Origin of the sequence: Aureispira anguillae (assembly GCF_026000115.1) — a bacterium.
GTDB classification, from domain to species: Bacteria; Bacteroidota; Bacteroidia; order Chitinophagales; family Saprospiraceae; genus Aureispira; species Aureispira anguillae.
Window position 1 is genome coordinate 1934172 of the sequence record NZ_AP026867.1, and the last position, 25827, is coordinate 1959998.

The window sequence follows — 25827 nt, forward strand, 5'->3', positions numbered from 1 at the left end:
TATGAGATTTAATAAAGATAATGTTCAATTTATAGCCCTTTTATTACTGATTGGTTATAGCCTTTTTTTGCAGGAATGCCGACAAGGAACCAAGAATGAGCAGCCCATTTATAGGGTTGATACTTTGGTTAAAATGGATACCATTTTGCCACCACCTGTTATTGTCAAGCTTCCACAACAACAGATACCAGCTCCAACCATTATTTATATAGATAGTACTAAAAATATTGTTCATAAAGCGCTAATTGATACTAGTAAACATCGTCCAGCTCATATTTATCAGGACAGCTTAGAAGATGAAAATCTAACGCTTTATTATAGTTCTATTGTAAATGGAGAGCTGCTTAAAAATAGTTTGGATTATCGGCTTAAGATTCCCAAACAGATCACTAAAACTGTAGAAATTACAAAACCTGTTCCCCTTCCTGTTAGCTCTTTGCTGCTAACGGGTAGCGTGGGTGCTAGTATTAATCAGTTTAATAGCGTTTGTTTGGGGTTGCAATTTGTTAGCGCAAAAGGCTGGGCGCTGGGCTATGATTACGATCTATTGCAGAACATTCATTCGGTGAATTTGGGGATTAAACTCGTCCAATTTCCCCCAAAAGGAGCTAAAAAGAAGAAAAGGCGTAATTTTGTGCGTAATTTTTTTTAGCCCACCTGCTAGGCATCAATAAACACCTGATTTAGCGCCCTTTTCTAGCATTCAAAAAACAATTCAAAAATACTAAAAAGTACGCCACTAAATGCCCTTAAAGCGGCTTTAGAATTGGGATTCCTAGCCTTTTTTGCTGCATCTTTGTGTAGACGAAAATAACAAAAAACAAGAAAGAAAGCTAAACCTTAAAACACTTTTAGAATGTAACACTAAACCAAAAACCATTGACATTAATGGACAAAATCAATTTATTACCTGATGAATCTGAGCACGATGTAAGAATCCGATTTTTTGTAGATCCTTTGAGTTTGGGTATGACCCTAACAGGAGTGCTACTCTTAATGGTTATTTATCATCGTGTGCTAAAAACAAACGGATGAAAGAAATAAGCAAAGCCCTTTTTACTTGGTTGGTTGGATTGTTTAACGTTGGAATCTACAATTTGAGCGATGGCATGGATAGTTTGCTCTTAGCCTTGCACAAAAACGGCGTAGAACGACAAGCCAACGAACTGTTAAGGCTTTACCAACTGGTCGAACATCAACAAGAAATCTTAGTGATTTTAGATGTTTTTAAATGCCTCTTTATGTTGATTAGCATTGTCTTTTTATTCATTGTCAATCAGCCTAGAATTTGCCGTTTTTTTTCCGCTGTTTATCGTAAGATACAGCAATTTTACCGCTTTCTTAAACGAAAGTTCCAAGCTTCCTAAGTAGAGGTTTATCCTATACTTACATTTTATTAACAACCTTATCATTCAAACCAACAAAATTCCTTCTCTTATGAAAGTTAGAGTATTTTTTCCTGTAGGCAACCAGTATTATTTACCTTCTCCATGGGTAGAAATCAATGGAGAGCGTTCTTTTGAGCCTGTCGAAAACCAACCACAATACAAATTAGCTGCTGTCGTAGAACAAGCCGTGCAAAAAGGAACCGCTATCATTGACAAGAGCATGTCCATGGGCGATTGCTACAATGTAAAAGCCATTACGCCTAGAGCGAGCAACAAAGAAAACAGCGACAAGGTGGAGTACAGCCAAATTGAAGTCATTATCGAAACGGCAACCGATGCTGAAGCCAAAGTTTGTTTGGGCATGTCGGATCTTGGTTTGGAAATCTTTGATGGAGCTCAAGTCGTCAAAGGTAGCCCTGTCATTGGCGGTACCTTTAAAGACAACACCTTAAATGTAATTGGTCGCCTAGCCAATCATGGTTTGTTGCAAATTACAGGCGCTCGTTTCCTTGCCAGTAATGATAATGTTTATTCATATAGCCCAAGGTTTAAAACCTATTCTCATGTTGGAGAGGTCATCAACGATAAGCGTTTGCATTATCCAAAATCTTCTTCTAACGATGAAAACACAGAGATTCGCACCATGGACAGCAATTATCTGACAGAAAAAGGACTTAGCCTAGTCTTGGACGGCATGAACTTTATTGAGTTTACTGTTCCTGTGGGTGAAGAGCTGACCATCACCTTATATACTGCCTTTACGCCGATTCGCTAGAAGAACACCCCTAAAGCACAATAACAAGCAGAGCGCCAATACGGAATCGTATTGGCGTTTTTCCCAACCCTAAACCAATAAAAGATGGCAGCAGCAGCAGAAGGCTTTAGTTTTGAGGATATAGAAATAGGCGACATCCTATCCGATATTAATATTGGAAACCATGGGATGAGCAGCAAAGAGGTCGCCGCAATGATGATTGGGGTGATGCAAGCGCAAGAGAGCAAGAAACGAGAACAGGAAAAAGATGTGATGCAAGACCGTGAACGCCGATTGATTATTGGCGTGGGAGCTTCTATTGGCTTAGGCTTGTTTCTCTTAATCATATATTTAATCGCATTAAAACTAAATAGATCGTGAAAAATAGTCAATTCGAAATTCAAACCGCTCCTAATCTAAGTACAGACAATGCCAACGCTATGACTCCTACCGATAGCAATAAGCCTGTACCTGATGCGAGCACCACCACCACAACGACCACCACAGCAACGCCAAGTGATACCGCTCCAACCGATGCAAGTACCACGGCAACCACAACTGATAAACCCACTACCACCCAAGAAGACAATGCACCAACAACGCCTAGCACGCCAACCGATGCGATTAGTTGTAAAATCTGTACCTATTACGATGTAGCAAGATTGGGGCTGATGGGTTCTTTATTTATCTTGTTTTTGGCAATGGCTTATCATTCTATTAAAACCGCCAAATTGCCCAAGGTTTAATACACAGCGTATTTAACCACCAAAGAAAACATTGATTCATTCGCCACTAAATCTAAAACAATGAGCTTAACAGATAGCCAATGGAAGGTTCAAACATTAGGGGATTCTAGTCCTCCTGACGATTCCACTTCTAGCAATGGAGCTGGAAATTCCAGCCCTCCCGATGATTCCAACAATAACAACAATACAGAAGCAGACAAGGATAATAAAGTAACCGTAGATAAGATTTTTGCTAGTTTGGGGTTATTATTTAATGGCGGTGCTAACGTGATTGATTCCGTTGGCAATGTTGCCAATGGCGGCGGTGCTTCCAGTTCTACTCCTTCTACAAATACAGGAAACAACAACAATACAAATCCTAAAAATCCCGCTAGTCCTTTGTTAATTGGCGGTGGTGTCGTGGTCGTTTTGTTGTTAATTGGTTTAATCATTTATACCACAAAAAATGGAAACAACAGCAGTAGCCCCAAAGCTTAAGAAAGGCCCTTCGAGCCGCTTAATTGTTCTTTTGTTTGTCCTGCTTATTGGAGGTGGAATCGGCATTTATTTTTGGGTACGCCCAAAGAAAGATGCAGACGATGAAAAGAAAGAATCGGCTCCCTCTGAGAAAATACCAGGGCGAACCGATTCCTCGACTCATAAGCCAAGCTTAACCCCCGATCAGATTGCTGCAATCTTTGGAAATAGTGGGGGGACTACACCGCCACCTGACCAAGATCCTTTGTATTACAATTCTCCTCAAGCTCAGGATTTAATTCGAGCAGAAGCTCAGCGATTACAAGCGAGAGAAGAATACATGGACATTTTTAGAGCCAAATACAATATTGGGCATGCCTTGATTCGATTTAACAACGATGCTCAGCATGCAATTGATCAGATGATGGCGAAATTAAACGGTGTGGACATTGTTAGCCGTCCGACCACTCGTCATTTGACCTTTCCCATTTATGGCACTTATGAGCCGATTGGAAAGTCTTTGCGCTCTGAACTTCAAAACTTATTAAACCGAGGCTATAAGGGCTTAAATTTAACCCATTTGAGGGATAAAGAAGCGCCTTGGTGGATTGAGTCGATTGAGTTAAATCTATTGGTTGGAACAACCAATGCCTTTGTTCCTACACCGTTTGAGATTTGGTCAGAGTTTGGCTTTAGACCTGAGCTTGATCATTATAAGGGCATGAATGGGCATTGGGTCAGAGATCAGTATTTAACTAAGATTGTCGATCATGGGGGCACCATAGAAATACATGCTTGGGACGTTGGTGCCAAGGCTGCTTATCCAGCAGGAACCCTTTACACCTTTGTTCAACGATGGGTTGAAGCCATCGACCATTTGGATAAAATCACCGAATGGGAAGCCTTGCGCTATTTGCAAGAAAAGAAAGGTTGGGTCTTTACTTTTATTGATCCTGAAACGGGCGTGGATCACAGTGCTACTGTGGATCCAAGTAGAGATCCTGACATTGATTTTTTTGAGGACAATGGCGATTCTAGTGGTGGAAAAAAAGATAAACTAAATCAATAAATTCTAAATAACATGGCAAAAATAAAACAAACCCAAATTGATGAAAAATATCTTTGGATTGGGGGGGGAATTGTCGTCATTCTATTGGTCATTTTTGTACTGGGTAGAGTCTCTGGCAAGAAAAGCACAGATGAACCAAGCGATGCCAATCCCAATATCAAACCCATTACCGTTAGCACTGATTCAGGAAATATAGATTGGAATCCTTCTGCTATGGTCAAAAAGGTGCATACAGCTTATGTGGTCAATTGGTCAACGGGACGTTGTGAGGTCTTGACTCAATTGTTAGCCTTGCAAGATGTTCAAATACGAGCCGTTGCCGATGGCTATTTGCAAGTGTATGGCAAGACCTTAAGAAAAGTCTTAAATGAGGCTTGGGTCGCCTGTTGGAACTTACCGTGGCAGGATGATCCCCACCAACAATTTATCAAGCGTTTGGATGCCTTACAAATCACTTAGGCGCTTTTTTCTTCTTTGGGAGCTGCTAGTTTTAGATGCTAGAGCATTTCATTTTTAGACCTTAGATTTTAGACTAAAATCAAATGATCTAGCATCTAAAATCTAAGGTCTAATATCTCAAAAACAGGAGCCTCCAAAGAACACACTTTTATTATTCAACAAATTATACTCAAAAAATCATGGCTGAAGAAATAACCGTTGCAGCAACCGCAAAAACAACTAAAAAAGGCATTCCTCACAAAAAGCGTTGGGCTGCTCTTATCCTTGTTGTGCTCTTATTTGGTGGGCTTAGCTTTTATTATCACCGAAAAATTAAGGCACTAGAAAAAGAATTAGATAAAAAAAAACAAGCTCCTAAGCAGGACGACATCAAAGACAGAACGCTCGTAACAGATAGCACTGATTCTGCCAAAGAATTGTCGGTAAATGGAGATGTTGACGTTAAAACCCAATAAGCATGAAAAGCAGCATCAAAGAATATAAAAAGCCCTTAATTGGGCTAGGACTAATTGCTCTTGTGATCTTGATTTATGCTACCAAGGAGCAATGGATGAACTTCTTTTTGCCCAAGGGACTCAGCAAAGACAGCAATACCCCTGTTAAGCCTAGCAGCACCAATACGCCATCCGAAACGATTGATCGAAATCAACTGCTAAAAAAGGGCGATCGGGGCTTGTCCGTTCAGGAGTTGCAACGCCTTTTGAATGCAGAGCACGACTATCAAAGTCAACACGGCACTGTTCCTATTGAAGCAAAGCTCGTGGTTGATCAGATTTTTGGTGCTAAAACAGAAGCGCTCTTGTTTAAGTTCACCAACAAAAAGACCATGAGCATTCATCAATTGCAACTGATTCTAGCCAATCAAAAAAACTAACGTATGCCCATTCCTTTATTAATTCCAATTGTAGCGGCTGGCGCTGGAGCAACGGGCTATTGGTGGATTACTAGCAAAGCAGAGAACAAGGAGCCGAGCTTCACCTCTGAGCTGCTGGCTGTCCTCCAACCGCTCTTAATTATCATCGTTATCCTCTTTGGGCTGCGATGGCTCTACCAACAAGGCAACAGCACTACTAAAAAAAACATAAAATAGATTAATTGATTATGAATACTCCAGAAAATAAAACAACTGTAGAAGGCCCTAATATTTTAGGATTTATCCTAATTGGAGCATCGGCTTTATTGTCCTTAGTGATCCTTGTCTTATGGATTCGTTGGTTGTATAATTCAGGTGCTCCTAAATGCAAATAAACCATGAATACTAAAACAAAACTTTTTATTGTGCTTTTGGTTATCGGCATTGGCGGCGGTCTTGTTTACACCCAGTGGAAAAAACAGAATAAGCCTAGAATTAAGGTCAACCAATACCTCAAGGAAAAAAAAGCGATTCAGTTTGAAATGTCCTATAAAGGAGCTGCCTTTTCTGATACCATTCAATATGGGCAGACGTGGAGAAAGGAAAAAGATGGGGTTCGCTTTTTAGCTAGTTCTAAGGATGGTGTGATTTATCTTTTTATCAAAGATGCCAAAGGAGCCATCCTAGCTCAAAAAGTGGTGCTTCTATTTTAGCAAAAAAACTCAAATAAGGATTAAAGGTCTTGGCTTTATTTTTAATAACACATTAAAAGTAAAGCCATTTTAATAATTAAAAACATGAAACCACAACACAAAATATATCTTGGAGGAGCAGTGGGGCTGATTACTGTGATTCTTCTCATTCGAGCCTTTTTGCTAAAGCTCCAGAGAGAACGAATTATACAAGCTTGCGAGCAAGCCTTTGGAAGCTTAGATGCTACTCAAAAGGATTCGATTCGTATTATTGTACAAACCTTTGAGCAATACGGCGACAAGGATTTTAATAAGCTCATTTATATTCTAGCCACCACCCGACATGAAAGTAACTTTAGACCCATTGAGGAGCGCAGAGCTTCACCTTCTCAAACCGATGTTTACAATCGTCAGAATGCCTATTGGTATACGGGGTATTATGGGCGTGGTTTTGTCCAGCTCACGCACCAGCGCAACTATGCTAAGATGTCTCAGCTCTTAGGGGTGGATTTTGTTGCCAATCCTGCTTTGGTTTTAAAACCTTCTTATGCCGCTCGTATTTTAGTGCAAGGCATGTTACAAGGGGCTTTCACTCGTAAGCCTTTAAAGAATTACATCAACAGCTCTAAGGTAGATTTTTATACTGCTCGTAGGGTGGTTAATGGCTTGGATCGGGCACAAAGAATAGAGGGCTATGCTAATTTGATTGCTCAAGCTATTGTTTAGAATTGTACACTTATTTTTGATTTATTATTCTATTTTTATTTTGAAGTGTCGATCTTATCAAACTTTGCTAATCTCCGCAGCTGTTTACCAGGAGAAGTTTAAAATGGCTTTTGAATTGTACGCTTGAAATGGCTTTTTTATTCTATTTACTGAATAGATAGAATTTATTTAATTATTGGTAAACTTGCTTAATTCGATGAACTTATTTTTTGATGCTATCAAGTTCGTTGCTATGAATATTTTACTCCCAAAATCTTCTAAGTTTTTAGTAAGAAGATTTTAAGAGTAAAATATCTAATTAATTTAAAACCTGCCTAAAGTGGTTTAAAAGATTAGTTATACCAAATTTTAATTAGGTAGCTCATTCTAATATAGCAACAACTCTTGCTGGAGCAGCAGATCCTCCTTTTATTTTAAGGGGAAATGCAGCAACTTTAAACCCACTAAGAGGCAAGTGACATAAATTTGTGAGTTGCTCCATGTGTAAGTATTCATGATCTAAACCAACTAAATGCCCCTCCCAAAACAATTCTTTATTATTGTTTCTTATTGCTTCTTCTGCGAGATATTTTAAGGGTAGATCCCAACCCCATTGATCGATACCCATTACCTTAATACCTTGTTGAATTAACCAAAGTGTAGCTTCTTTGCTCATGCCTGTACCTCGTTTAAGAACATCATGACCTGTTAATAAATCTCGACCTGTACGAATTAGTACAATATTTCCTGGAGATAAAGTGATATTGTTTTTAGCAAGATTATTTTTTATGTCTTCTGCTGTAATTACTTCTAAGTCTTTTTTGTGGCTCATGTCAATAAGTATACCATCCCCATACAGCCATTTTAGAGGAATTTCATCAATTGTTTTTGCTTTTTTGCCCTCAACTATAGGGGAGTAATGCCAAGGGGCGTCAATGTGAGTACTAGAATGTACACCCATATTTTTAATTTTATCATCTGCCCACCCTTGGAATCTAGAAGGCATTAGTTTTTTAGGAAGTTTAAAAATTAAACGAATTAATCTTAGACTCTTTGAATGAGGAATATGCTTTATTTTAATTCGCATAAACCAAGGGTCTTCTTTTTTATATTCGATTGTTTTTGATAAATCTATTATTACAGCCATTTAATTGATTGGTTATATAAAAGGATGTCATTAGCTTCAGAGTATAAATACTATGAAAAAATTACCCCAATGACACATTTTATTATTTTTAATAACTATATCACAGGTTTTATTTTATCCTTTATATTTTAATCAGATAAGTCGGATTGGGCAAGAGCTAATTCCATTTTTTGTTTGGAGAGGTTTATAACCTCAGGCTTAGCTGTTGAAAAATTTCCAGAGTTGAATAAAGGGCTAGGATCATATTCAATTGCTAATTGTATAGCCTCGGCTGATTGCCTACCTTCTAATTGATTTACTAAATGGATTGCCATATCAATTCCTGCGGATACCCCAGCGGCTGTTATTATTTTCCCATCTTGTATAATTCTTTCTCTTGTTGGAATTGCAGAGAACTCAGATAGTAGATCGATACAACTCCAATGGCAGGTTGCTTTTTTATTCTGCAATATTCCTGCTGCTGCTAATATTATGGAACCAGTACAAACACTGACTGTTTTAATAGAAGTTATGCTAACTTTGTTAATCCAGTCTAATATCTTTTTATTTTTAGCGATATTTAGATATTCTATTAATGATCCAGGAATTAGCAAAATATCTGCATGGTTAATTTCTGTAATATCATATTGAATATTCATTTCTATAAATGAACTGTCTGCTTTTACCAGTCCCTTTTTCTCTGCAACAAAACAGATTTCAGAATTTTGTAAATTTCTTAGAACTTCATATGGACCAATAGCATCAAGCATTGTCACACCAGGATACATAAAAATAACTACTTTCATTTTGTCTTTTGATTATTAAATAATGTATAAAATTTAGTCATAATGAAGTATGGTGTATTGTTAAGTGAATAATATATAATTTAGTGTTGGTTAATGTTTTAGAGTATAGGTCTGAACAAAAAAACGCACATACTCTAGTAAGAGCATAATTGCTATGCTCTTACTAGAGTATGTGCGTTATGCACAGTTTTTAAGTAAACTATATTCTCAATTTCTTCTCTAGTGTTAGAATATAGTTTTTTTCTTATTGTTAGAATCTAAGCTATAGATGCTAATTTAGCCCTTATTTATATTAAGCACAATATAAGGCAATATTTAGTATTAATTAAATTTATATGTTTTTTTTGAATGAAATTTAAGAAATTTTTGGTTAAAGACTCAACTCACTATTGTAGGACGTAATTTTTCAGTTTATATAATTTATCGCTGAAATTAAATGGATATCCTCTCCAGCTGATATTTGTGTTGAGGATGGGATAAGGAGGCTATCAGGTGTGATTCCAATTCCTTCAAAAGATTGAAATGATCCATTATATATAACTTCAACATCATGAGTAGAAACACGAGTTTTCCATTTTTTATTTCCATTAGTCAAGGTAAGGATATCACTTCCTGCAAAAATTCCAAATGTTTTATCTCCAATAGTTATTACATGATTTTGGGTTTTTAAGGCTGCTGTAAAATGTTCAGCGGCACTTGCGGTTCCATTGGATGTTAATAGAGCTACTTTGTTTGTAAACTGAAAATTTCCAGATTTATTAATAGTATTTAGTTCAGGAAAAATTCCAGCAATATATCCTCCCTCTGCTCTTAAGTCCTGATATCCTTCAAAAAATTCTGTTGCCCAGTTTCCCAATGCTTCAACACCACTACCTGTAGTAGTTTTAATACGTTGTCTTATTAATTCTATAGGAGTTGATGTAGTTAAAAAACGACCCGCTAAATAATAGGCATAATGGGGTTGACCACCACCATTCGTTCTAATATCTAAAATAATACCCACCTTACCTTGTAACGCAGTTAATGCTTCATCAACTATGACTTTAAAGTTATTAAATTCACTTTCGTTCTCATTAATGGGCTCAAACGATTTAGAATTAATATAACCAATGTTTGAGTTGCTAACTAATGTTCCATAAGAAATATATGGGTTATTAGCACTACTAGGTACTATATTTACCTTGCTCGCAGTGTTGTTTTTTACCATTGTGAATACATTTTCATTAAAAGATGGCATGTAAATAGATTCTCGATTGTTATTGTAAATTATGTCTGTATGACCATCTTTAATAACTTTCGTCATTATTGTATTAAATATCTCAAACAATTGGTCGTCTGTAGTATTAGTAGTTATTTGATTGTAATAGGTGTTATAACTGCTTTGCCAATTAATATTTTTTCTGTGAAATAGGGGATAGTGTTTGTCATAAATATCCCAAAATTCTTTAAAAACATTTTGTTGTTCTGTGAGATTTGAAATAGTCCTATCATTTTTTTTGCAAGAAATGATACTTAGTAAAATTAGGATGGTAATTGATAAAGTTGTTTTTTTCATGTTTAATATGTTATATTAAAAAAAAAGCACATACTTCAGTTATTGAATCATATATATTGCATGATTCAATAACTGAAGTATGTGCTTTTTACACAAAGCTTTCAAAACAGCATTTCCGAAATCTTCTTCAGTGTTAAAGTGTTGTTTTATGGTCTGAAAGCCAGTATTTTTTATTGTCTATAATGACAAATGTACATAATTCTTATCAAGAATAGTATATATTTAATGACTGAAGAATAAATTTTTTATTCAAAATAACATCTGTGTATTCTTTGCTCCATTTGTTTTCTAAAGCACGCATTACATCATATTTCCTTGATATGGAGGGAGAAGAGGGGTGTTGGCTTCAATTAATTCGATAAAATCATTGAAACTAAATCCATTTTTTAAAGTCTCCCGATTCAAGTATTCTTTTAATGATATTAAGACGTTTAATCTCTTCTTCATTATCCCTGATAGAGCCAAGTATTCCTCTTTTATGAAGTACATTTTTAATTCTTTGGTTAATGGGGTAATCTCCTTCACCATTTCTATCCTCAACTGCTTTAGATATTCGTTCTCTGTATCCTTCTGCTCTTTTTGTAAGTTGTTCTCTAGAGCTGTTAATTCTTGACTCAAAGTCTTTTTCTTTTTCTCTAATTCGATCTTTAATTCCATCTCCAGTTTGTTTATATATTTCACCCAAATTTTTTCTTCTTCTATCAATTGTATCCTCTTCGTCCTTAATTCTTTGGATTTGGCTTGAAATGTTTTCTGTAATAGTTCTTTCTTCGAGCCCCAATCTATCGATTTCGTTTCTGAAACTAATTGGAGTTCCTCCAAGTTGCTCAATTTGTTCTTCAATTCTTTCAATTTCCTCCTCGCAACTTGCTCTAAATTCATTTCTTGCGTTTGTAAGTTGTCTAGCAAGTTGTTCTTCTTCGTTAATAAGTTCGCTTTTTTTATATTGATATCGTTTGCCCAAGTCATTAGTTTTTTGTTGAAATTGTTCTCTTCTTGTTTCAAAATTTGACTCTTCGCTTTTAATTCTTTCTCTCTCTGACTGAGTTCTTTTATTTGCTCTATCACTAGCTTTTTCTCGTATGTCTTCGAGTCTTCTGTGATGTTTTTCTGTATTTTCCTTAACTCTAAAGAGTTCTGAATTAATTCCTCGTTCAGTTGATTTGTATGATTCTGATCCCAAACATTTTTTAATTGTTCGTATAAGGTTACTAAGTTGCGCCTTTTTGCATTCGTAAGATTCGTACTGTTCAAAAAGTTTTCTTTGGAATTCATTATTTGGTGATACTCCCTGATTACTTCCTTGGGGTATAAATAAATATGGTGTAGTTTCTTGTTCATAGTTAAATAACCATTCTGTTCTATTAGTCTTGTGAAATGTTTCCTCTATTTCACCTGGAGACCCCTTAGGAATACTAACTTGAATAGTATCTATTCCTAGTCTTTTTAATTTTGATAGTTTACTTGAATCGACCTTGTGTGTCGCTACTATTTCAATAAATAAAATAGGGATATTATATTCATTAAAAAAGGTAACATCAGGTCGAATTAATAAATGTTTATTACCTTCTTCTTTAAATCCTAAATTCCTACCATATTGAATTACTCCTTCCTCATTTTCATAAAATTGGATCTCATTTTTCACTTCAAAAGCTTCAATGTATTTTGAATTAGCTAGTTTATTAATTTTTCCAATTAGACCAGCAGGAGGATATTTATAAAGATTAGGGACTTTTATCTTTTTAATTCTTTGAAGTGTTTCTTTTGCTAATTTATGTCGATAAGTTTCATCAGAATAAGTGCATTCTCTTCCTGTTTGTATTTGAACATTGATAGGAACATGAGCAAAATAAGAAGCCCTTGAGTTAATTTTACTTTTTCGGGCTTCCATTTCCTTACCACATCCAAGACAATGATAGCCTTTTCTTCCACTTTCAGCTTGATCTACATGAATTGGTTTTCCTTTTATATCTTCAGCATATACATTTTTAGCTTGTTTTTTTTTATTCATGTTTTTATTCATGTTTTAGTGAAGCTACTGCTTTTATTATATGGTTAAATATAATATTTAAAACTTGTGTTTAAAAAAAAAGATGAGTTAATAGAAAAATATCGCATCGATTAGTTATGTTAACTAATGTCACCACATAAACCAAACCGCTCCGGGTACAGTTGAGATGTGCAAACGTCTCCTAGAGAAACAAAAAAGCTAGTAACCATCGAGGTTCTAGCTTTTTTTGTTTCTCTTTTTTTTTGTTCCACCTTTTTTGTGGAACACGGTTTAAACGCTCTCTGCATAGGTTTACATGGGTCTATGTTCCATTTTTGTTCCACTTTTTTAGTCTAGATTTTGTATATTATAATTCTACTAAAAAAGCAAAACAAATGATACAATTCACAATTTCGCACAATTTTAAAAACAGATTAAAAAAAGACGGTACAGCTCCCGTACAGATTCGGGCTTACCACAACAAAGCAAGAAAATACATTCCTACAGGAATTTTTGTAACCCCTGCTCAATGGAGCAAGAAATACAATAAGGTAATCGACCATCCCAACGCCTTGCAGTATAATGCTGAAATAAGAAGGCAATTGGACGAGCTGGAGGCTTATGCCTTAGAATGGATCAAAAAGCACGGGGCGATGACCTTGGAGCAGCTAGACAGCTATTTTAATTATGGCAATGTACAATCCTTTACGGAGTTTTGGGAATACGAGCTGGCGCAAGATACCAAGCTGGAGAAAATTACCAAGAAAAAGCACCGCACGGCTTTAAATTATTGGAAGGGCTTTCAAAAAGATGTCAAATTTTCGGAATTAACCTATTCTTTAATTCACGATTTTGATACCTACCTCTATGCGCATAAGCTGCATGTCAATACGGTCTACACGCATCATAAGCAGGTGAAAAAATACATTAATTTGGCGATCCGAAAAGATTTATTGGACAGCAATAAAAATCCTTATCTGAAATTTAAGGCCAAGACGGTTCCTACAGAGCGGCTGGTTTTGTCTGAAGAGGAGGTGAAAAAAATAGAGGCGCTGACCTTTCGAGAGGAGGAGTCTTATTTGGATCTTATTCGAGATATGTTTTTGTTCTCTTGTTATACGGGCTTACGCTTCTCTGATACTTGCGCTATCAGCTACGAAGATATAAATCATAGCGAAGAGGGCATGGTCTTAAATATAGTGGCTAAGAAGACGAGTAAACAGCTTCTACTGCCGTTGTACAAATTATATGAGTGCAAACCTGAGGCCATCATTAATAAGTACCGTGCTGAGGTATTATATGATAGGGGCTTGGTCTTTCACAAATACTCCAATCAGTATTTTAACCGTGCTTTAAAGAAGTTGGCAAAACGGGCTGGCATCCAAAAGGCAATCACGAGCCACGTGGCTCGTCATACCTTTGCGACTAATTTGGCATCCAAAGTACCGATTCATATCTTAAAGGCGATTCTACAGCATTCTAAGATCGAAACGACCATGGTTTATTTGCATCTTTCTAATAAACTGGTGAATGATGCTTTGGATAAGGTGGATTGGTAGAATGCATGAAACAGGTCGCTTTGATTGATAAGTGACTTGTTTTTTTCATGCATGTATGTGATGTGTGAAAGCTAAGGTACCAAAGAGTAAGCACCCGTAACAAGCAAAATCATAGATTTTACTCAGAAATTTTTCTTCAAGTCGGAATAAAACCTGTGATTTTGCGTTTTAAAGCCAAAGAAGAGGCTCTTTTTTTAGCCCTATAGCATGGATATAAACACTTTGTTTGTAGGTTGGTTTTATTTTAAAAAACTAATTTTTCGACATCATAAACAGCTTTCATTTCACTACCTGTATCATTATTTTTTGAAGAAACAGTTAGTATACCTTTAGCTGAAAGTGAAAAAGTTAAAGTTACACCTGCTTGGTATTTAGGTTTACTTACTAAATCATTAACATGAAAAGTTCCAATTAATTGATTTAGTTGTGTTATGTCATTATTACCTTTATATGTTTTGATAGATATGGAGGTTTGATAATCCTCAGAAGTAGAATAATTTCCAGATTTAATACAAGGAACGGTAGTTCCCATTTCAATCAATCGAGAAAACTTTCCATCAATACCATTCATTCTAACCTCGATTCCTAATGCAGTAGTAGTTTTTTTGATAATTTTAACCTCTGTGCTTGTTTTATATTCTTTCTGTATATATGTATTTTTAGGAAGAACTCTAGCAGCAGCTTCTATAAATTTAACGATTGAACTTTCTTTTCCTTTAAATAATAGATCATAGCCTAAATATTCTTTTATCGAAAAATAGTCAAAAGCATCCATTTCCTCAAATGATCGTATAATGGCAACTGAAACAGGAGTTAATGTTAATTTAATTCTCTCAAATTCTGCAATATATTGGTTCAGTATTAATGAATTTTTTTTGCATATAATTATATTTTCAACATTTTTATTTTCAGCGTAATAAGTCCAATTATATGAACCATTAATCAGAACAGATTTATCTATGATACAAAATTTATTATGCATAGGGTGATCTAAATCTCCATACATGAAAATGCAACCTAAATCTATTAATTTTTGAAAATTAAGACGATAATCACCATTATTAATGTAGTCATCTATAATTATTATTTCAACTAAGACCCCTTGTATTATTTTATCACAAAGGGCATCAAATAACTCTTGATTAGTGAACCATGCAACCGCTACTTGTATAGAACTTTTTGCATTTTTTAATTCACTTAGAATTTGCGATCTAATATTTTTAAAATAAGCTACTTCCATAAGTTTTTAATGTTTTATCTTTAATAACACAAATGTAAGAGTAAGATACGCAGTCTTTTTGCGTAGGTGATATTTTTTTTTAATTCAAGATAATGAATAGGGCAATTCATTCTTGATGACGCACTCTTTTTTGTTAATTGCAGCTAACTTACTTGTATTCATGGGGTGCACCGTAATTCATTTACTTGATTATGTGGTAGTTTCTTCTTATTTGCCATATATTTAAATCGTACATAAATGCCTTCATATCTTGGTTGCATTGAACTAGAGAATATCTTGCAATGTTTGATTTGTATTTATGTATGTTTTCTTCTACTAAATAGTCATGTTTCAATTGAGATGCAAAAGCAAAGACATAGGTGATTTTTTTGTCAAATAAACTAATGAAACCTGCTTTCGTGTAATTAAAGTTTGACTTTTGTTTTAAAATAATGCCATCATAAACTTTTCCTAAATAATCAAAGTTTCCTGATTTTTTATCTTCATATAATCTTCTAGCTGAAAGGGTCACCTGGTTAGTTAATTCACGTAGGGCTGCATCAAAGCCAAATTTAACGTGGACTAAGTAAATTTTGTCTTTTTCTATATACAATATATCACATAACTCTACACCATTTGGAGTAATGGTGTCTAAGACGATATAATTGTCAAGGTCATCATATTTTAAATTATATTCAGATTCTTTTTTAGTAACTGCTTTATCCCAAGGAAGAGGTAAAATGTGAGAAGGCAATTTATACGCTTTAATGGTTTCCGTACATTCAAATTCTAAATCTGAAACGAATGAATTTTTGAGTTCATACCATTTATTATCTACTAAGAAAATGGGACGGTTCTCGAATAAAAATTCAGACGTAAAATGATAAAAGAAACTTGCTGAAGTAGATAGTTTTCCATCTGAATAAGACACAACTCGGATTCCTTGAGCGAAAGCTCTAAATTTATAGAAGTCGAGGTGGTATCCCAACTCAATTATTCTTTTTACAACAGAATCGTAAATATTTTCTTTATTTTGAACACGGTTAAATTCGGAGTATTTACCCTTCTCTGTCTTTTCTTTTAAAATATAGTAATCAGCCTCATAAAATTGAGCAATTTTTTCTGGATGACTGAGGTCAAATTTAAATCTTTTTCCTATTAAACTATTTTCATTTTGTGCAGTACTACTTCCATAAGTTGCGACCTGAGATAAATCTTGAAAAATGCTCTGATGAAGTAAAGGAGTTAGTTCTTCTTCTATTTTTCGATGGTTTTTGATTTCTATATACGTGCTTAAAAAGTCACTAGGAACAATGGAAAGAATATGTCCCATCTCTTCTACTATTTTATGTAACTTTTTGAAATCGATATTCTTCTTAATTTTGAAAGACTTTCCAGCATAAATTTTGATGCGTTCGCCAGTCTTACTTTGTAAAAAATCGAAATGGATATTAGATATATTCTGACTGAGGGTAATATGAAGTTCTGTTGGGACTTTACCGAATCTTACAAAATCAATCATTCTGAATTCATTTCTGAATTGTTCTGATAGACCAGACCTGTTTCCTGTAATTCCCCGTGAATTAATTGATGTAATTAAATCTTCCTCAGGCTTTATGAGTCTTGATAAGATCGATAATCCAAAAGTATGATCAATAAAAGGAATTACAAGTTGGAATCCTTTTCCACCGACTACAATAAAAATGTCAAATCCATTGTCAATGAAAAGAAGAATACTTATGTTCAGTATATCAAATTCAAGATTTGAAGTAAGTTCAGTTGGGAAAAATTTAACCCAATCAGATTTTTTTTCTGAAAAATTATGAACATATAAATAGTAAGTAATATTCCCTTCTACCATGTAAGGAATTTCCTCAATTTTAAATTCCTTTTTCATTTTTATCTTCTCTCTAGCAAGTTGAATAATTCTTTCAATTATCCTTTTATTAGATTTGATTTGAGATAAACGGTAATAGTCTTTATCAACTTTATAAAGTTTAATGTTTTGATTCATGGGAGAATATCTTTCTATTAGGAAAAAGCAAGAAGATGAATTTAAATTTAATTCAAATATTTGAAAAACTTTAGATAAAATCCTAGAATATTATTAAAAAACTAATTTGATTGCTGTTGACGTTTGTGCAGAGGGGGGAGAGGAGCCATGTTGTACACCGAATATAGCTGTTCTGTAAGTAAAATTGCAGATTTTGGTGGTAAGTCTATTTTCGGCTAGCAGCAAAACCTGCGATTTTGTACCTCAAAACTATGCGTTCATCGTAAAGCTTGTGCCCCAATTTACCATGAGCCTGTGCATCTTGTTCTATGCCATTTTTTATTTTAGCGAATCATACATGTTCTTTATTTTTTGCTCTTCTCTTTCTTTTTTAGCTTCTTCTGAGATGGATTTAGAGATGGATTTAGAAATGGATTCTATAAAAGACGGATTCTTGTATAATTCATCATTCTTTTCATCTTTTAATTTTTCCTCGAAATCTTTTATTTGAGAATCGACATTGCAATTGTATTCATTTTTCAGTCGATAAAGGTCGTTAAGAACTTCGGTTTTAATACTTAAAATAGGGACGTTTGGTTCTATAGTATTTTGGACAACTTTTTCTAAAACCTGTGCAAAATAAGCGTTTTTTTTGCTATATGAATTAAATTCTCTTGGATATATTGATTTTACTATTGATAAACACCAAAGTTCATCAGCATAATTTATTGCTGATACTATCTTTTGGAAAATAGATGTTGTATCAGCTTTAATAAAGTGGTGGATTTTGCTAACTATCTGACTAAAGAGATGAATATTATGGAATCCAGATAAAGGTTCATCTGAATTAATGAATGAATTAAATTTGTTAATTATGAATTCTTTCAATTTTGATAAATGAGCAAAATCCATATTGTTGAGTATTGCATCTAATTTATACATGTCAGATAATTCAGGTTTTTCCCAGAAGTACTCCATTGTGTCACCATTGAATTTATATGAAAAATTTATACACGAAACTCCTAAAGAATCATAATCATTTATCACTTTTTTGTAATAGATATTTTGAAGGACTTCGTCTAGGTAGATTTTTTTGATTGTATCTAATCCTACTGAATATGTCTTTTGAAAGGTAAAAATTGTATTTAATTGATTTATATATATTGCAGATTTAATTATGTCTTGTATTAAATCAGGACTTTTTGTAAAGTAATGTACCATAAAATCCTGAATAGAAGGGTTTTGGTATTTAACTATTGATTTGCGTCTGCTATCTAGTTCAGTTTTGATAAATGTATTTGTTAATTCTTTAATTGAATCGGTTTTGCTAAAATGGTCAAAGTTAACATTATATTTTGTACTATTATTTGAACAAAAAGAATCGACTAATTTGAATAAATCATCAAGGTAAATTGGAGTGCCAGTAGTTAGTAATAAAGCTAACATATACCTTGACAAACTTGAAATATGTTTCTCATATGCATGTCGCCAAACACTTTCTGGATAGTCTAAGAATGATATAAATGTTTGTGGGTAATCTTCTGGAGCGATATTTTCCCAAACCTCTTTTTGTGTAGCAACTTTGATAATTCTAGGATTGTAATTAGGGTGGGAAATTATTTCATTAAAAAAACAATTTTTTAATAATTCAGAAATATGAGAAGATGGTAGCTCGTTAAAAAATAGATGATTATAAAGTATTGTAGCTTTTACTAGGTTTGTATATTTTGATAAACCAACAATACATTTGGATTTATTGATGATATTATTGTTTAAACTTTCGTACTCTGATTGTCCTTGATTTAATATATATTCTCGCGTGGTAACAATTAATATCTTATTGGATGATTTTTTTATTTTTCCAAGAAATGAAATAATGCTTTGTTCTTCATTGATAGGAAGGTTGGTTTTAAGAAAATTTTTACCTAAAAAATCATCAAAGAAAAAGATTTGTTTTTTCTCTTCTTCATAAAAGTCATATCCTTCCTTTATGGATTTGTTTATATATACGAAATTCTCAAATCCTTTTGAAAAATAGTAGTATGTTAACATTCTAGCAAGTGTTGTTTTTCCAATGCCAGGTTGCCCAGAAATGATGACAAATTTATTTTTAGCAATTATTTTTTTGCATATATCAAGACTTTCGTTTTGAACATAAAACTTTAAAGATTCTTCAATTTTTTCAATTTCAAAATTGCTTTGATTGATTATTTTATTGTAAAGAATTTTTTTTAGAATTGTTGTGCTTGATAACCATAATTTAAAGTATTTATGTTCGATTTTCTCAAATTGACCAATCAAATTATTTAAATCATCTCTTCCTAGTATATCTTCTGTGTCCTTAATATAAGGATGGAGGCAATTAGTAATTTTATCTTTTTGAGGAGGAGTAAGTCCAACTGACGTAACAACAATATATCTAGTTAACGAGGCTTCTTGAAGCTTTGGGAGCTCTTTTTTTAATGATGCGATAAGGGAATTGTAACTTTTATATCTTTTACATTGGATAATTGTTTTATCCATATCTAATGTTGTGCATCTTAAATCAATTCCTAAATCTTTTCCATCAGTGAAGCTCTCAATATAAACATTGAGCTTTTTTTGGAGTAAATCTCTTGTTAAGTCTTCAAATTCTGATGGAGATAGGTTTAAAAAGTTATAGTTATGCATAACATTATTGTGTTTGGGGAAGATTGGCTTAATAATACAAAAATGAGGAACTTTTAAGACCATGGTTTATTTACATCTTTACAGTAAAGTCATAGCATATTTGGATTTATCTTTTTTTATTACATGCATGCAATGAAAAAAAGGCAAAGCCCTTTTTTTATTTTTGTTTTCCTTCTAAGCTTTTTTCTAAAATAGCAATGAGTTTATCTTTGTCTTTTAAGCGTTCCTCTTTGTCTTTTAGTTTCTCGTTAAGGTGTTGAATCTCTTTTTTTAATAACTCAATCCTACTGTTTTCTGCTTGTTCTGTAGTTGTAGTTGTGTTTTGAGGCGCATTGGACAGTAACATTTCTCCTTGACCAGATAAAATCCAATCTATATTGATTCTAGGATCATGTTCTTTTAAAGTCTTGACCATCTTCATGGATAGGTTATTACTGCCACTAAGGTAATTTGTGTAACTCTGAGAAGTGGTATAGCCTAGAATTTTAGAAAACTCTGTTTTATTTTTTTTAAAAAAAAACCTAAGGTTTTCAAGTCTCTCTCTATCAGTCATTTTTGTTAATTAAAATATGGGACAACCTAAAAAAATATAATAAAAAACCTTTTGAGGTTGGTTTTTATATTTTTTTGAGTTAGCTTTGTTATATCAAAGGGGAATAGGTTATGAAGTTAAAACCCCTTTAACAAGAAAAATATTAACAATAAAAATAGCCCGACAATAACAAATAGAGCAGCAAATCAACAAGACATATTAAATTAAATAACATGTAGACAAATGTAGACCATGTAGACCAATGTAGACGGGCATGTAAACAAATGTAGACAAAATGTTAAGAAAAGGCAAAGGAAAAGAAACAAAATTCAATCAGGGAATGGGGATTGAATAGGCTTGGTCGTGCCATGTGGCATTGTTTATTTCTATGGGGATAGAAGGAACAACTAGAGGGCGACCTCTGGCGATCAACTGTTAAGTGCAGGCACATCAAAAGGGTGTGCTGGTCAAATTTTGAGTGTTTCTCTAGGATCTAGTTCCTTAGTAGGGAGGACATTGCTAAAATGAGAGGGTTCGACTCCCTTTACTAGAGCAAACCAATTACAAATAAACAACGGTATACAGCGACTTACTATGCTAAGTGGTGAGGCGAAGCTATGCCCCAAATCAAGTAAATTAATATGAATACAGAGACAGACAACAACAGTAGTGCTGAGTCAGATGCTCAAGCGGCTAATTTTCATGAGCATGTAAAAAATACCTTGTCGGTATCGGCTTATAAGAATTTGCCAAAGGCTTTGGGCTATGGTAGGCGAAAAACAACGATGTTATTATTAGATCCCAGTAAAATGGAACTAGAAACCATGGAGAAAATGGCGGCGTTCTTAGGGGGCAATCTGCGTACGATGATTGACCGTTATCAAATGGGGTATGATGTATTGAGCATCAGAGCATATAAAAAATTAATGAGCTAAACTAAAAAAAAGTAGGCGCATGGATGAAACACTTAAGGCCCATTTGATGGACCTGATAGATCGACAAAATGAAATAATAATTCAGCAGGGAGCGAAACTGGATGCATTAGAAGAGGAGATCGAAAAAGGAGAGATCTATAAAAATAATTTTGTAACCACGAGGGAGGTGTCCCGAATTTTAGGATTAAAGCCAAGAACAATAAGGAAGTACAACTATGACGGGCTTTTGACAGGAAAGAAGCGAAAAAAAGAAGGAATGCTTTATTTCCCATTAAAACAGGTCATGGAATACCGAAGGGAAAACTTCAAGCATTGGGCTTTTTTTGAATGATTAAAATTAAAAAATACTATGAACAGAATAACAAAATGGCTCTTCTTTGGAGGAACGCTCTTGCTGGTTGTCACTTTTATACTGAGCTATGAAGTGAGCGCTTCGTTTACCAATAGCATCAAGGAAGAAGTGCGAGCGGTCAGGGTAGAAATTCAAGCGGTCAAGGCTCAAAACAAAGCCATCAAAGCAGAACTCAAAGCGATTGATCAGGCAATATTTAACCGCAGAGTTTCAAATCGTATAGCGCAGCGTTTCCCACCTCAATAATCATCTTTTAAAATCATAAAACAAAATGCTAGACAATGGATAAATCCATAAAAATAGTAGAAGGCACGATTAATATAGAAGCTTATATAGCCTGCCCACATTGTGATACTTATATCGATCTATTTGGAATAGACCGCTTAAACGATGATATGCAATTGAGTAAGGTTATCGCTAATGAAGATAACGAAGAGCAAGACAACTACAAAGAAATGATTACTTGCCCAGATTGTTATAAAAAGATTCAGATAGAGGGCTTGGCTTACTAAGCAAAATATCAAAACTAAATAGTTAAATCACCTTTTAAAACAATCATAAAACAAAAATGGAACAATACGAATTTTACATCCTTGTGGTCATCAATACGCCCAAAGAAGAAAACGCTTTGTGTTTTGCAACAGAAGCCGAAATTAACGGGGTATTGCCTGTGGATACGGATCTAAACAAAGCTTATGTCACCAAGGATTATTACGACAACGACAAAGAGCTAATCTACCTTAAAAAATCAGCAGTAGACGCTTTAGCGATTGGTGTGGAAGGAGGCAGAAAGATTGTGCCCAACAACAAGGAAAACCGCAAGGAATTGGGATTGAAGTACAAAAAAGGCTTCCTAAAAAAGAGAAAAGTAAAAGAGCCAAAAGAAGCCGCAACTAAAAAGCCACGCTTTGCAGAATGGCTGGAGGTGTTAAAGATGGGGTTGAATTTATTGTTGACCATGAAGGAAGAAAGCAAGGCAAAAAAGCCAAGCTCCTCCGCTGCTCCCTCTATAAATCTAACCGTTTTAGCACAAAAAATTCATGCCTTAAATCAAGCCAAGGGATTTTGGGACAAACACCGTTCTGTAGGAGAGCTGCTAATGGGGGTTACCGCAGAGCTGAGCGGAGCGATGGAGGCTTACCAAGAAAGTACGCCTGCCAATTGGGATTTGTACGATGCAGGTATTTATAGCCCCAAAGAAGCTTTTGAACACTACATTCAACATACGTTCGAGGATAAAATTGCTGGTGCCATTATTCGGCTATTAGATTTAGCGGCAGGAATGAACATAGATATTGAGCGCCATGTTCGGGTTAAGTTGGCTTACCATTATCTGAAAGAAAATAAAGATTAGGGGTTTATAATTGTGAAGAGCTGTGTTTTGCTTTGGCAGAATGCAGCTCCATTTTAAAACGAACTGGATTGGATGCAAAAAGGGTTCGATTCCCTTTCTAGTCACGAGGAAGCAAACAGTTGTTTGCAAGTTACGGCGACTATATGCCGATTTAAAAAAGAGGGGTTTGGGAGCAACCCCCTCTTTAACATACTATCTAATCTATAAAAACACACAAGGTTTACAATAAGAATGCAAACTCAAACTAACATACACCCTGAGGTTAAAAATAGTTCCCTGAGTCCTAGCTTTTATGAAATGATTGATAAAAAGGCGACTCAGAAGGCAGGAAAAGATATGATGGCGGCTTATCAAGCCAAGCGCAAAAAGGCAGGAAAACGGGGCGGTGTAACGCCGTATACCTTTGATCTGTTTCATGCGATCATTCGCAGCGTTGCCCCCACCATGGAGAATTTAAAGAAGCATCAAGATGGTTTGTACGAGGAATGTCGTATGCATGGAGAATATTGCTGTTTTACGACCATTCCTAGCCTGATCACGCTCTTAAACGACACAGCGAAGCATCGAGTACTATCGCCCAATAAAAAGACCGTCTACAACCAAATTAAGAAGCTCATGGACATTGGTATCATTACCGAAAAGGTCAACCATGTACATACAGGTTTAAGAAATCCTTATCCAGACGAACAAAGCCCCAAGGGACGAGGAAAAATCCAATTGTGGATAAGCCCTCAGGTCTTGTGTATAAAGCCTTGCTATGAGGGTTCTGGGGCCTCTGATACCCCCTCTTTTTTTGACGTTAAAGGGGAAACTTTACCGCAGTACGAACAAAGTTCTTTACTATATAAAGATAAAGAACTAGAATCAATCATTAATAGTCCTTTAGTTGTGGATAAAGCGGCTTTGGCTGTCGCCAAGCTTAAACCATCCAATATTCAAGATGGAGGACAAGGAAGCAAGTTAATGCCAGTTGATTCTCCAAAGATTGCGGTGCTTAATGCTCAGAAATCGGGTGAAGGACAAGGAAGCAAGTCTACACCAACCGATTCTCCAAAGATTACGCCCCGAAAAGCGTCTAAAAAGGAGCATGTTTGCGCAAAATTGTGGGATTTGATGCGTTACAACCTCTATCAAAACCAAGTGTACAACGAGCAAACCAACACGGATTGTAAATTGATGCTTGGCGAACTGTTGGATCTAGCAGCAGAGCATGTAACGGCTTATCGACAAGCTAAAATCCAGTCGTTTCGTGAAAATCCTGCTTATTTGGCCAGCAGGCAACAAACCAAGCTGCTTAAGAACTTTGCAGCAGGACTCCCCCATGAGGAGCGCTCTGCCATTGAGATCGTTTCTCATGCCATCATCAAACAACAAAAACACGCCGACAAATACGGCTATCCACTGTATTATCCAGTCGATTATCTCAGCTCAACGGCTGCGGTCAAGGCTTTGAATTATTCCATGGATGATTGGGATCGAATACAAGCCAATTATTTTGATAAAAACAAAACGGCTAAAGCCTATTTCCAGCAAGTGCAATGGATCAACAAGCGTTACAGCAATGCCATTGAGCAAATGGAGCAGGAAGGCGCAAAGGTGGTCTATAAAGACATTGCTCAGCATTACAACCACTGGTATCAAAGCTTGAAAGATAATCCTTATTTGAACGAAGATAAAATGAAAGCCTTAGGCGATTTATTCATACAAAAATTTAAACCACTGCTCAACGATGAACACCTCCAACGCCAAAGAAATGGCAAGCACTAAAAAGAGAAAATACAAAGCGCCCTCGGTTGCTTATTTGCAGATAAAATTTAAAAACAACAGCAAGCCCAATGGTTTTAAAATAAGCAACTTTGGCAAAGATTTAAAGAAGATTGAACGGTATTTGGCAAGCGTAGAAGGAAAATGGTCTTGGGCGATTTTACGGCAAGTTAAAACAGGGAATATTTATCATTATTACCACCCCAAAACAGGACTACAGCGATTGGATCTAAAGGACTACAAAAAACAGCTTACTTCCTACTCCTTGTACATCATTCCTACCCAACAATACAAAAACCGCCATGGCAGCCAAAAGGGCATCAGTAAACGGGTTTATGATCTTAATGAGGTGACAAAATACTGGAATAAAGATGTTTTACGGATTGATATTTACCAGGAGAAAAAATTGATTAACCGCTACCAAGGAAGATTTTTGATGTAATGGATTATTATCGACAACATTCCGTCCTAATTCAAGATAAGATCCCCTTACAATTACAGCGCTCCCATTGGCATAAATTCCATTACTGGTTAGGTCAATATCTAATTGAAACCAAAGCGCAAAGTACGATTGACCAATTAATACAAGCTACGCTCTTACAAGCCTTCATCAAAATTTCAAAACTGATTCAACGCCTAGAACGAAGTGGCAAACCGATGAAAAGCAAAATAAGCTTACAACTTAGCCCCTCTGAAAAATACGGTTTAGAGCACAGCATCCAAGCGGTAGCTGAAGAAGTAGACAAGGATTTTGAACCCTTTTATTTAGCCTATTTACAACCCATTTTAGACCAATTTCACCAACACGACATCAATCAATCCAATCAAGGATTGAGCTTGTTATAACCGC

32 protein-coding genes are annotated in these 25827 nt (G+C 35.1%); 24 read left to right on the forward strand and 8 right to left on the reverse strand.

Annotated features, from left to right (window positions below):
- Position 1: 1 nt before the first annotated feature.
- The 15 genes from AsAng_RS07440 (at position 2) to AsAng_RS07510 (ending at position 7143) form a co-directional block, all read left to right on the forward strand.
- Positions 2-652, forward strand: coding sequence for a hypothetical protein (locus AsAng_RS07440; protein WP_264792155.1), 651 nt, complete (start codon positions 2-4; stop codon positions 650-652).
- A gap of 236 nt (positions 653-888) precedes the next feature.
- Positions 889-1035, forward strand: coding sequence for a hypothetical protein (locus AsAng_RS07445; RefSeq protein ID WP_264792156.1), 147 nt, complete (start codon positions 889-891; stop codon positions 1033-1035).
- Positions 1032-1367 (forward strand): hypothetical protein, encoded by a 336-nt coding sequence (locus tag AsAng_RS07450; RefSeq protein ID WP_264792157.1) that lies wholly within the window; start codon positions 1032-1034, stop codon positions 1365-1367. The genes AsAng_RS07445 and AsAng_RS07450 overlap by 4 nt, the downstream gene beginning before the upstream one ends.
- Positions 1368-1437: 70 nt before the next feature.
- Entirely contained in the window at positions 1438-2163 is a 726-nt protein-coding gene (locus AsAng_RS07455; protein WP_264791868.1) for a hypothetical protein, read from the forward strand.
- Positions 2164-2247: 84 nt separating this feature from the next.
- The gene (locus AsAng_RS07460) at positions 2248-2523 is read left to right on the forward strand and encodes a hypothetical protein (RefSeq protein WP_264791867.1); all 276 of its coding nucleotides are present in this window, start codon (positions 2248-2250) and stop codon (positions 2521-2523) included.
- Complete coding sequence (locus AsAng_RS07465) at positions 2520-2888, forward strand: hypothetical protein (RefSeq protein ID WP_264792158.1); 369 nt, start codon at positions 2520-2522, stop codon at positions 2886-2888. The genes AsAng_RS07460 and AsAng_RS07465 overlap by 4 nt, the downstream gene beginning before the upstream one ends.
- Positions 2889-2948: 60 nt before the next feature.
- The gene (locus AsAng_RS07470; RefSeq protein ID WP_264792159.1) at positions 2949-3365 is read left to right on the forward strand and encodes a hypothetical protein; all 417 of its coding nucleotides are present in this window, start codon (positions 2949-2951) and stop codon (positions 3363-3365) included.
- On the forward strand, positions 3334-4413 hold the full coding sequence (locus AsAng_RS07475; protein ID WP_264791864.1) for a hypothetical protein: 1080 nt from the start codon (positions 3334-3336) through the stop codon (positions 4411-4413). The genes AsAng_RS07470 and AsAng_RS07475 overlap by 32 nt, the downstream gene beginning before the upstream one ends.
- A gap of 12 nt (positions 4414-4425) precedes the next feature.
- A complete protein-coding gene (locus AsAng_RS07480) occupies positions 4426-4872 on the forward strand; it encodes a hypothetical protein (protein ID WP_264791863.1) in 447 nt (148 codons plus the stop codon).
- Between the two features lie 179 nt (positions 4873-5051).
- Positions 5052-5327 carry a hypothetical protein gene (locus AsAng_RS07485; RefSeq protein WP_264791862.1) on the forward strand — a complete coding sequence of 92 codons (276 nt, stop codon included), beginning with the start codon at positions 5052-5054 and terminating at the stop codon, positions 5325-5327.
- Between the two features lie 2 nt (positions 5328-5329).
- Positions 5330-5746, forward strand: a complete 417-nt coding sequence (locus AsAng_RS07490) for a peptidoglycan-binding domain-containing protein (RefSeq protein WP_264792160.1) — start codon at positions 5330-5332, stop codon at positions 5744-5746.
- A gap of 3 nt (positions 5747-5749) precedes the next feature.
- Positions 5750-5962, forward strand: a complete 213-nt coding sequence (locus AsAng_RS07495) for a hypothetical protein (protein WP_264792161.1) — start codon at positions 5750-5752, stop codon at positions 5960-5962.
- 11 nt (positions 5963-5973) lie between these two features.
- Entirely contained in the window at positions 5974-6120 is a 147-nt protein-coding gene (locus tag AsAng_RS07500; RefSeq protein WP_264791859.1) for a hypothetical protein, read from the forward strand.
- A 3-nt stretch (positions 6121-6123) separates the two neighbouring features.
- Entirely contained in the window at positions 6124-6438 is a 315-nt protein-coding gene (locus tag AsAng_RS07505) for a hypothetical protein (protein WP_264792162.1), read from the forward strand.
- Between the two features lie 84 nt (positions 6439-6522).
- A complete protein-coding gene (locus tag AsAng_RS07510; protein ID WP_264792163.1) occupies positions 6523-7143 on the forward strand; it encodes a glycoside hydrolase family 19 protein in 621 nt (206 codons plus the stop codon).
- Positions 7144-7504: 361 nt separating this feature from the next.
- On the opposite strand, the gene AsAng_RS07515 is transcribed toward AsAng_RS07510, so the two are convergent.
- The 4 genes from AsAng_RS07515 to AsAng_RS07530 form a co-directional block, all read right to left on the reverse strand.
- Positions 7505-8269, reverse strand: a complete 765-nt coding sequence (locus AsAng_RS07515; protein ID WP_264792164.1) for a cyclase family protein — start codon at positions 8267-8269, stop codon at positions 7505-7507.
- 128 nt (positions 8270-8397) lie between these two features.
- The gene (locus AsAng_RS07520) at positions 8398-9054 is read right to left on the reverse strand and encodes a DJ-1/PfpI family protein (protein WP_264792165.1); all 657 of its coding nucleotides are present in this window, start codon (positions 9052-9054) and stop codon (positions 8398-8400) included.
- 406 nt (positions 9055-9460) lie between these two features.
- Positions 9461-10609 carry a S41 family peptidase gene (locus tag AsAng_RS07525; RefSeq protein ID WP_264792166.1) on the reverse strand — a complete coding sequence of 383 codons (1149 nt, stop codon included), beginning with the start codon at positions 10607-10609 and terminating at the stop codon, positions 9461-9463.
- A gap of 373 nt (positions 10610-10982) precedes the next feature.
- Entirely contained in the window at positions 10983-12620 is a 1638-nt protein-coding gene (locus AsAng_RS07530) for a hypothetical protein (RefSeq protein ID WP_264792167.1), read from the reverse strand.
- A gap of 374 nt (positions 12621-12994) precedes the next feature.
- On the opposite strand from AsAng_RS07530, the gene AsAng_RS07535 reads away from it, so the two are divergent.
- Positions 12995-14158, forward strand: coding sequence for a site-specific integrase (locus AsAng_RS07535; protein WP_264792168.1), 1164 nt, complete (start codon positions 12995-12997; stop codon positions 14156-14158).
- 244 nt (positions 14159-14402) lie between these two features.
- On the opposite strand, the gene AsAng_RS07540 is transcribed toward AsAng_RS07535, so the two are convergent.
- The 4 genes from AsAng_RS07540 to AsAng_RS07555 all read right to left on the reverse strand — a co-directional run bounded on the left by AsAng_RS07540 (position 14403) and on the right by AsAng_RS07555 (position 20593).
- Positions 14403-15398: a phospholipase D-like domain-containing protein gene (locus tag AsAng_RS07540; RefSeq protein ID WP_264792169.1), complete on the reverse strand. Its 996-nt coding sequence runs from the start codon at positions 15396-15398 to the stop codon at positions 14403-14405.
- A 181-nt stretch (positions 15399-15579) separates the two neighbouring features.
- A complete protein-coding gene (locus tag AsAng_RS07545) occupies positions 15580-17391 on the reverse strand; it encodes a DUF6119 family protein (protein ID WP_264792170.1) in 1812 nt (603 codons plus the stop codon).
- Positions 17392-17709: 318 nt separating this feature from the next.
- Positions 17710-20040 carry an nSTAND3 domain-containing NTPase gene (locus AsAng_RS07550; protein WP_264792171.1) on the reverse strand — a complete coding sequence of 777 codons (2331 nt, stop codon included), beginning with the start codon at positions 20038-20040 and terminating at the stop codon, positions 17710-17712.
- A 157-nt stretch (positions 20041-20197) separates the two neighbouring features.
- Positions 20198-20593 carry an ATG16 family protein gene (locus AsAng_RS07555; RefSeq protein WP_264792172.1) on the reverse strand — a complete coding sequence of 132 codons (396 nt, stop codon included), beginning with the start codon at positions 20591-20593 and terminating at the stop codon, positions 20198-20200.
- A gap of 620 nt (positions 20594-21213) precedes the next feature.
- On the opposite strand from AsAng_RS07555, the gene AsAng_RS07560 reads away from it, so the two are divergent.
- The 8 genes from AsAng_RS07560 (at position 21214) to AsAng_RS07595 (ending at position 25823) form a co-directional block, all read left to right on the forward strand.
- The gene (locus AsAng_RS07560) at positions 21214-21507 is read left to right on the forward strand and encodes a hypothetical protein (protein WP_264792173.1); all 294 of its coding nucleotides are present in this window, start codon (positions 21214-21216) and stop codon (positions 21505-21507) included.
- A gap of 19 nt (positions 21508-21526) precedes the next feature.
- Positions 21527-21838, forward strand: coding sequence for a helix-turn-helix domain-containing protein (locus tag AsAng_RS07565; protein WP_264792100.1), 312 nt, complete (start codon positions 21527-21529; stop codon positions 21836-21838).
- An 18-nt stretch (positions 21839-21856) separates the two neighbouring features.
- Complete coding sequence (locus AsAng_RS07570) at positions 21857-22105, forward strand: hypothetical protein (protein ID WP_264792174.1); 249 nt, start codon at positions 21857-21859, stop codon at positions 22103-22105.
- A gap of 35 nt (positions 22106-22140) precedes the next feature.
- Positions 22141-22371, forward strand: coding sequence for a hypothetical protein (locus AsAng_RS07575; protein ID WP_264792175.1), 231 nt, complete (start codon positions 22141-22143; stop codon positions 22369-22371).
- Positions 22372-22427: 56 nt separating this feature from the next.
- The gene (locus AsAng_RS07580) at positions 22428-23213 is read left to right on the forward strand and encodes a nucleoside triphosphate pyrophosphohydrolase family protein (RefSeq protein WP_264792176.1); all 786 of its coding nucleotides are present in this window, start codon (positions 22428-22430) and stop codon (positions 23211-23213) included.
- Positions 23214-23444: 231 nt separating this feature from the next.
- Positions 23445-24980, forward strand: coding sequence for a hypothetical protein (locus AsAng_RS07585; RefSeq protein WP_264792177.1), 1536 nt, complete (start codon positions 23445-23447; stop codon positions 24978-24980).
- Positions 24943-25419 (forward strand): hypothetical protein, encoded by a 477-nt coding sequence (locus AsAng_RS07590; protein ID WP_264792178.1) that lies wholly within the window; start codon positions 24943-24945, stop codon positions 25417-25419. The genes AsAng_RS07585 and AsAng_RS07590 overlap by 38 nt, the downstream gene beginning before the upstream one ends.
- A complete protein-coding gene (locus AsAng_RS07595) occupies positions 25419-25823 on the forward strand; it encodes a hypothetical protein (protein WP_264792179.1) in 405 nt (134 codons plus the stop codon). The genes AsAng_RS07590 and AsAng_RS07595 overlap by 1 nt, the downstream gene beginning before the upstream one ends.
- Positions 25824-25827 lie beyond the last annotated feature (4 nt).

Excerpts from the sequence above, each read along its gene's own strand:
- AsAng_RS07440 (WP_264792155.1), top strand. The coding sequence starts at position 2 with ATGAGATTTAATAAAGATAATGTTCAATTTATAGCCCTTTTATTACTG.
- AsAng_RS07445 (WP_264792156.1), top strand. The coding sequence starts at position 889 with ATGGACAAAATCAATTTATTACCTGATGAATCTGAGCACGATGTAAGA.
- AsAng_RS07450 (WP_264792157.1), top strand. The coding sequence starts at position 1,032 with ATGAAAGAAATAAGCAAAGCCCTTTTTACTTGGTTGGTTGGATTGTTT.
- AsAng_RS07455 (WP_264791868.1), top strand. The coding sequence starts at position 1,438 with ATGAAAGTTAGAGTATTTTTTCCTGTAGGCAACCAGTATTATTTACCT.
- AsAng_RS07460 (WP_264791867.1), top strand. The coding sequence starts at position 2,248 with ATGGCAGCAGCAGCAGAAGGCTTTAGTTTTGAGGATATAGAAATAGGC.
- AsAng_RS07470 (WP_264792159.1), top strand. The coding sequence starts at position 2,949 with ATGAGCTTAACAGATAGCCAATGGAAGGTTCAAACATTAGGGGATTCT.
- AsAng_RS07475 (WP_264791864.1), top strand. The coding sequence starts at position 3,334 with ATGGAAACAACAGCAGTAGCCCCAAAGCTTAAGAAAGGCCCTTCGAGC.
- AsAng_RS07480 (WP_264791863.1), top strand. The coding sequence starts at position 4,426 with ATGGCAAAAATAAAACAAACCCAAATTGATGAAAAATATCTTTGGATT.
- AsAng_RS07485 (WP_264791862.1), top strand. The coding sequence starts at position 5,052 with ATGGCTGAAGAAATAACCGTTGCAGCAACCGCAAAAACAACTAAAAAA.
- AsAng_RS07490 (WP_264792160.1), top strand. The coding sequence starts at position 5,330 with ATGAAAAGCAGCATCAAAGAATATAAAAAGCCCTTAATTGGGCTAGGA.
- AsAng_RS07495 (WP_264792161.1), top strand. The coding sequence starts at position 5,750 with ATGCCCATTCCTTTATTAATTCCAATTGTAGCGGCTGGCGCTGGAGCA.
- AsAng_RS07500 (WP_264791859.1), top strand. The coding sequence starts at position 5,974 with ATGAATACTCCAGAAAATAAAACAACTGTAGAAGGCCCTAATATTTTA.
- AsAng_RS07505 (WP_264792162.1), top strand. The coding sequence starts at position 6,124 with ATGAATACTAAAACAAAACTTTTTATTGTGCTTTTGGTTATCGGCATT.
- AsAng_RS07510 (WP_264792163.1), top strand. The coding sequence starts at position 6,523 with ATGAAACCACAACACAAAATATATCTTGGAGGAGCAGTGGGGCTGATT.
- AsAng_RS07515 (WP_264792164.1), bottom strand. The coding sequence starts at position 8,269 with ATGGCTGTAATAATAGATTTATCAAAAACAATCGAATATAAAAAAGAA.
- AsAng_RS07520 (WP_264792165.1), bottom strand. The coding sequence starts at position 9,054 with ATGAAAGTAGTTATTTTTATGTATCCTGGTGTGACAATGCTTGATGCT.
- AsAng_RS07525 (WP_264792166.1), bottom strand. The coding sequence starts at position 10,609 with ATGAAAAAAACAACTTTATCAATTACCATCCTAATTTTACTAAGTATC.
- AsAng_RS07530 (WP_264792167.1), bottom strand. The coding sequence starts at position 12,620 with ATGAATAAAAAAAAACAAGCTAAAAATGTATATGCTGAAGATATAAAA.
- AsAng_RS07535 (WP_264792168.1), top strand. The coding sequence starts at position 12,995 with ATGATACAATTCACAATTTCGCACAATTTTAAAAACAGATTAAAAAAA.
- AsAng_RS07540 (WP_264792169.1), bottom strand. The coding sequence starts at position 15,398 with ATGGAAGTAGCTTATTTTAAAAATATTAGATCGCAAATTCTAAGTGAA.
- AsAng_RS07545 (WP_264792170.1), bottom strand. The coding sequence starts at position 17,391 with ATGAATCAAAACATTAAACTTTATAAAGTTGATAAAGACTATTACCGT.
- AsAng_RS07550 (WP_264792171.1), bottom strand. The coding sequence starts at position 20,040 with ATGCATAACTATAACTTTTTAAACCTATCTCCATCAGAATTTGAAGAC.
- AsAng_RS07555 (WP_264792172.1), bottom strand. The coding sequence starts at position 20,593 with ATGACTGATAGAGAGAGACTTGAAAACCTTAGGTTTTTTTTTAAAAAA.
- AsAng_RS07560 (WP_264792173.1), top strand. The coding sequence starts at position 21,214 with ATGAATACAGAGACAGACAACAACAGTAGTGCTGAGTCAGATGCTCAA.
- AsAng_RS07565 (WP_264792100.1), top strand. The coding sequence starts at position 21,527 with ATGGATGAAACACTTAAGGCCCATTTGATGGACCTGATAGATCGACAA.
- AsAng_RS07570 (WP_264792174.1), top strand. The coding sequence starts at position 21,857 with ATGAACAGAATAACAAAATGGCTCTTCTTTGGAGGAACGCTCTTGCTG.
- AsAng_RS07575 (WP_264792175.1), top strand. The coding sequence starts at position 22,141 with ATGGATAAATCCATAAAAATAGTAGAAGGCACGATTAATATAGAAGCT.
- AsAng_RS07580 (WP_264792176.1), top strand. The coding sequence starts at position 22,428 with ATGGAACAATACGAATTTTACATCCTTGTGGTCATCAATACGCCCAAA.
- AsAng_RS07585 (WP_264792177.1), top strand. The coding sequence starts at position 23,445 with ATGCAAACTCAAACTAACATACACCCTGAGGTTAAAAATAGTTCCCTG.
- AsAng_RS07590 (WP_264792178.1), top strand. The coding sequence starts at position 24,943 with ATGAACACCTCCAACGCCAAAGAAATGGCAAGCACTAAAAAGAGAAAA.
- AsAng_RS07595 (WP_264792179.1), top strand. The coding sequence starts at position 25,419 with ATGGATTATTATCGACAACATTCCGTCCTAATTCAAGATAAGATCCCC.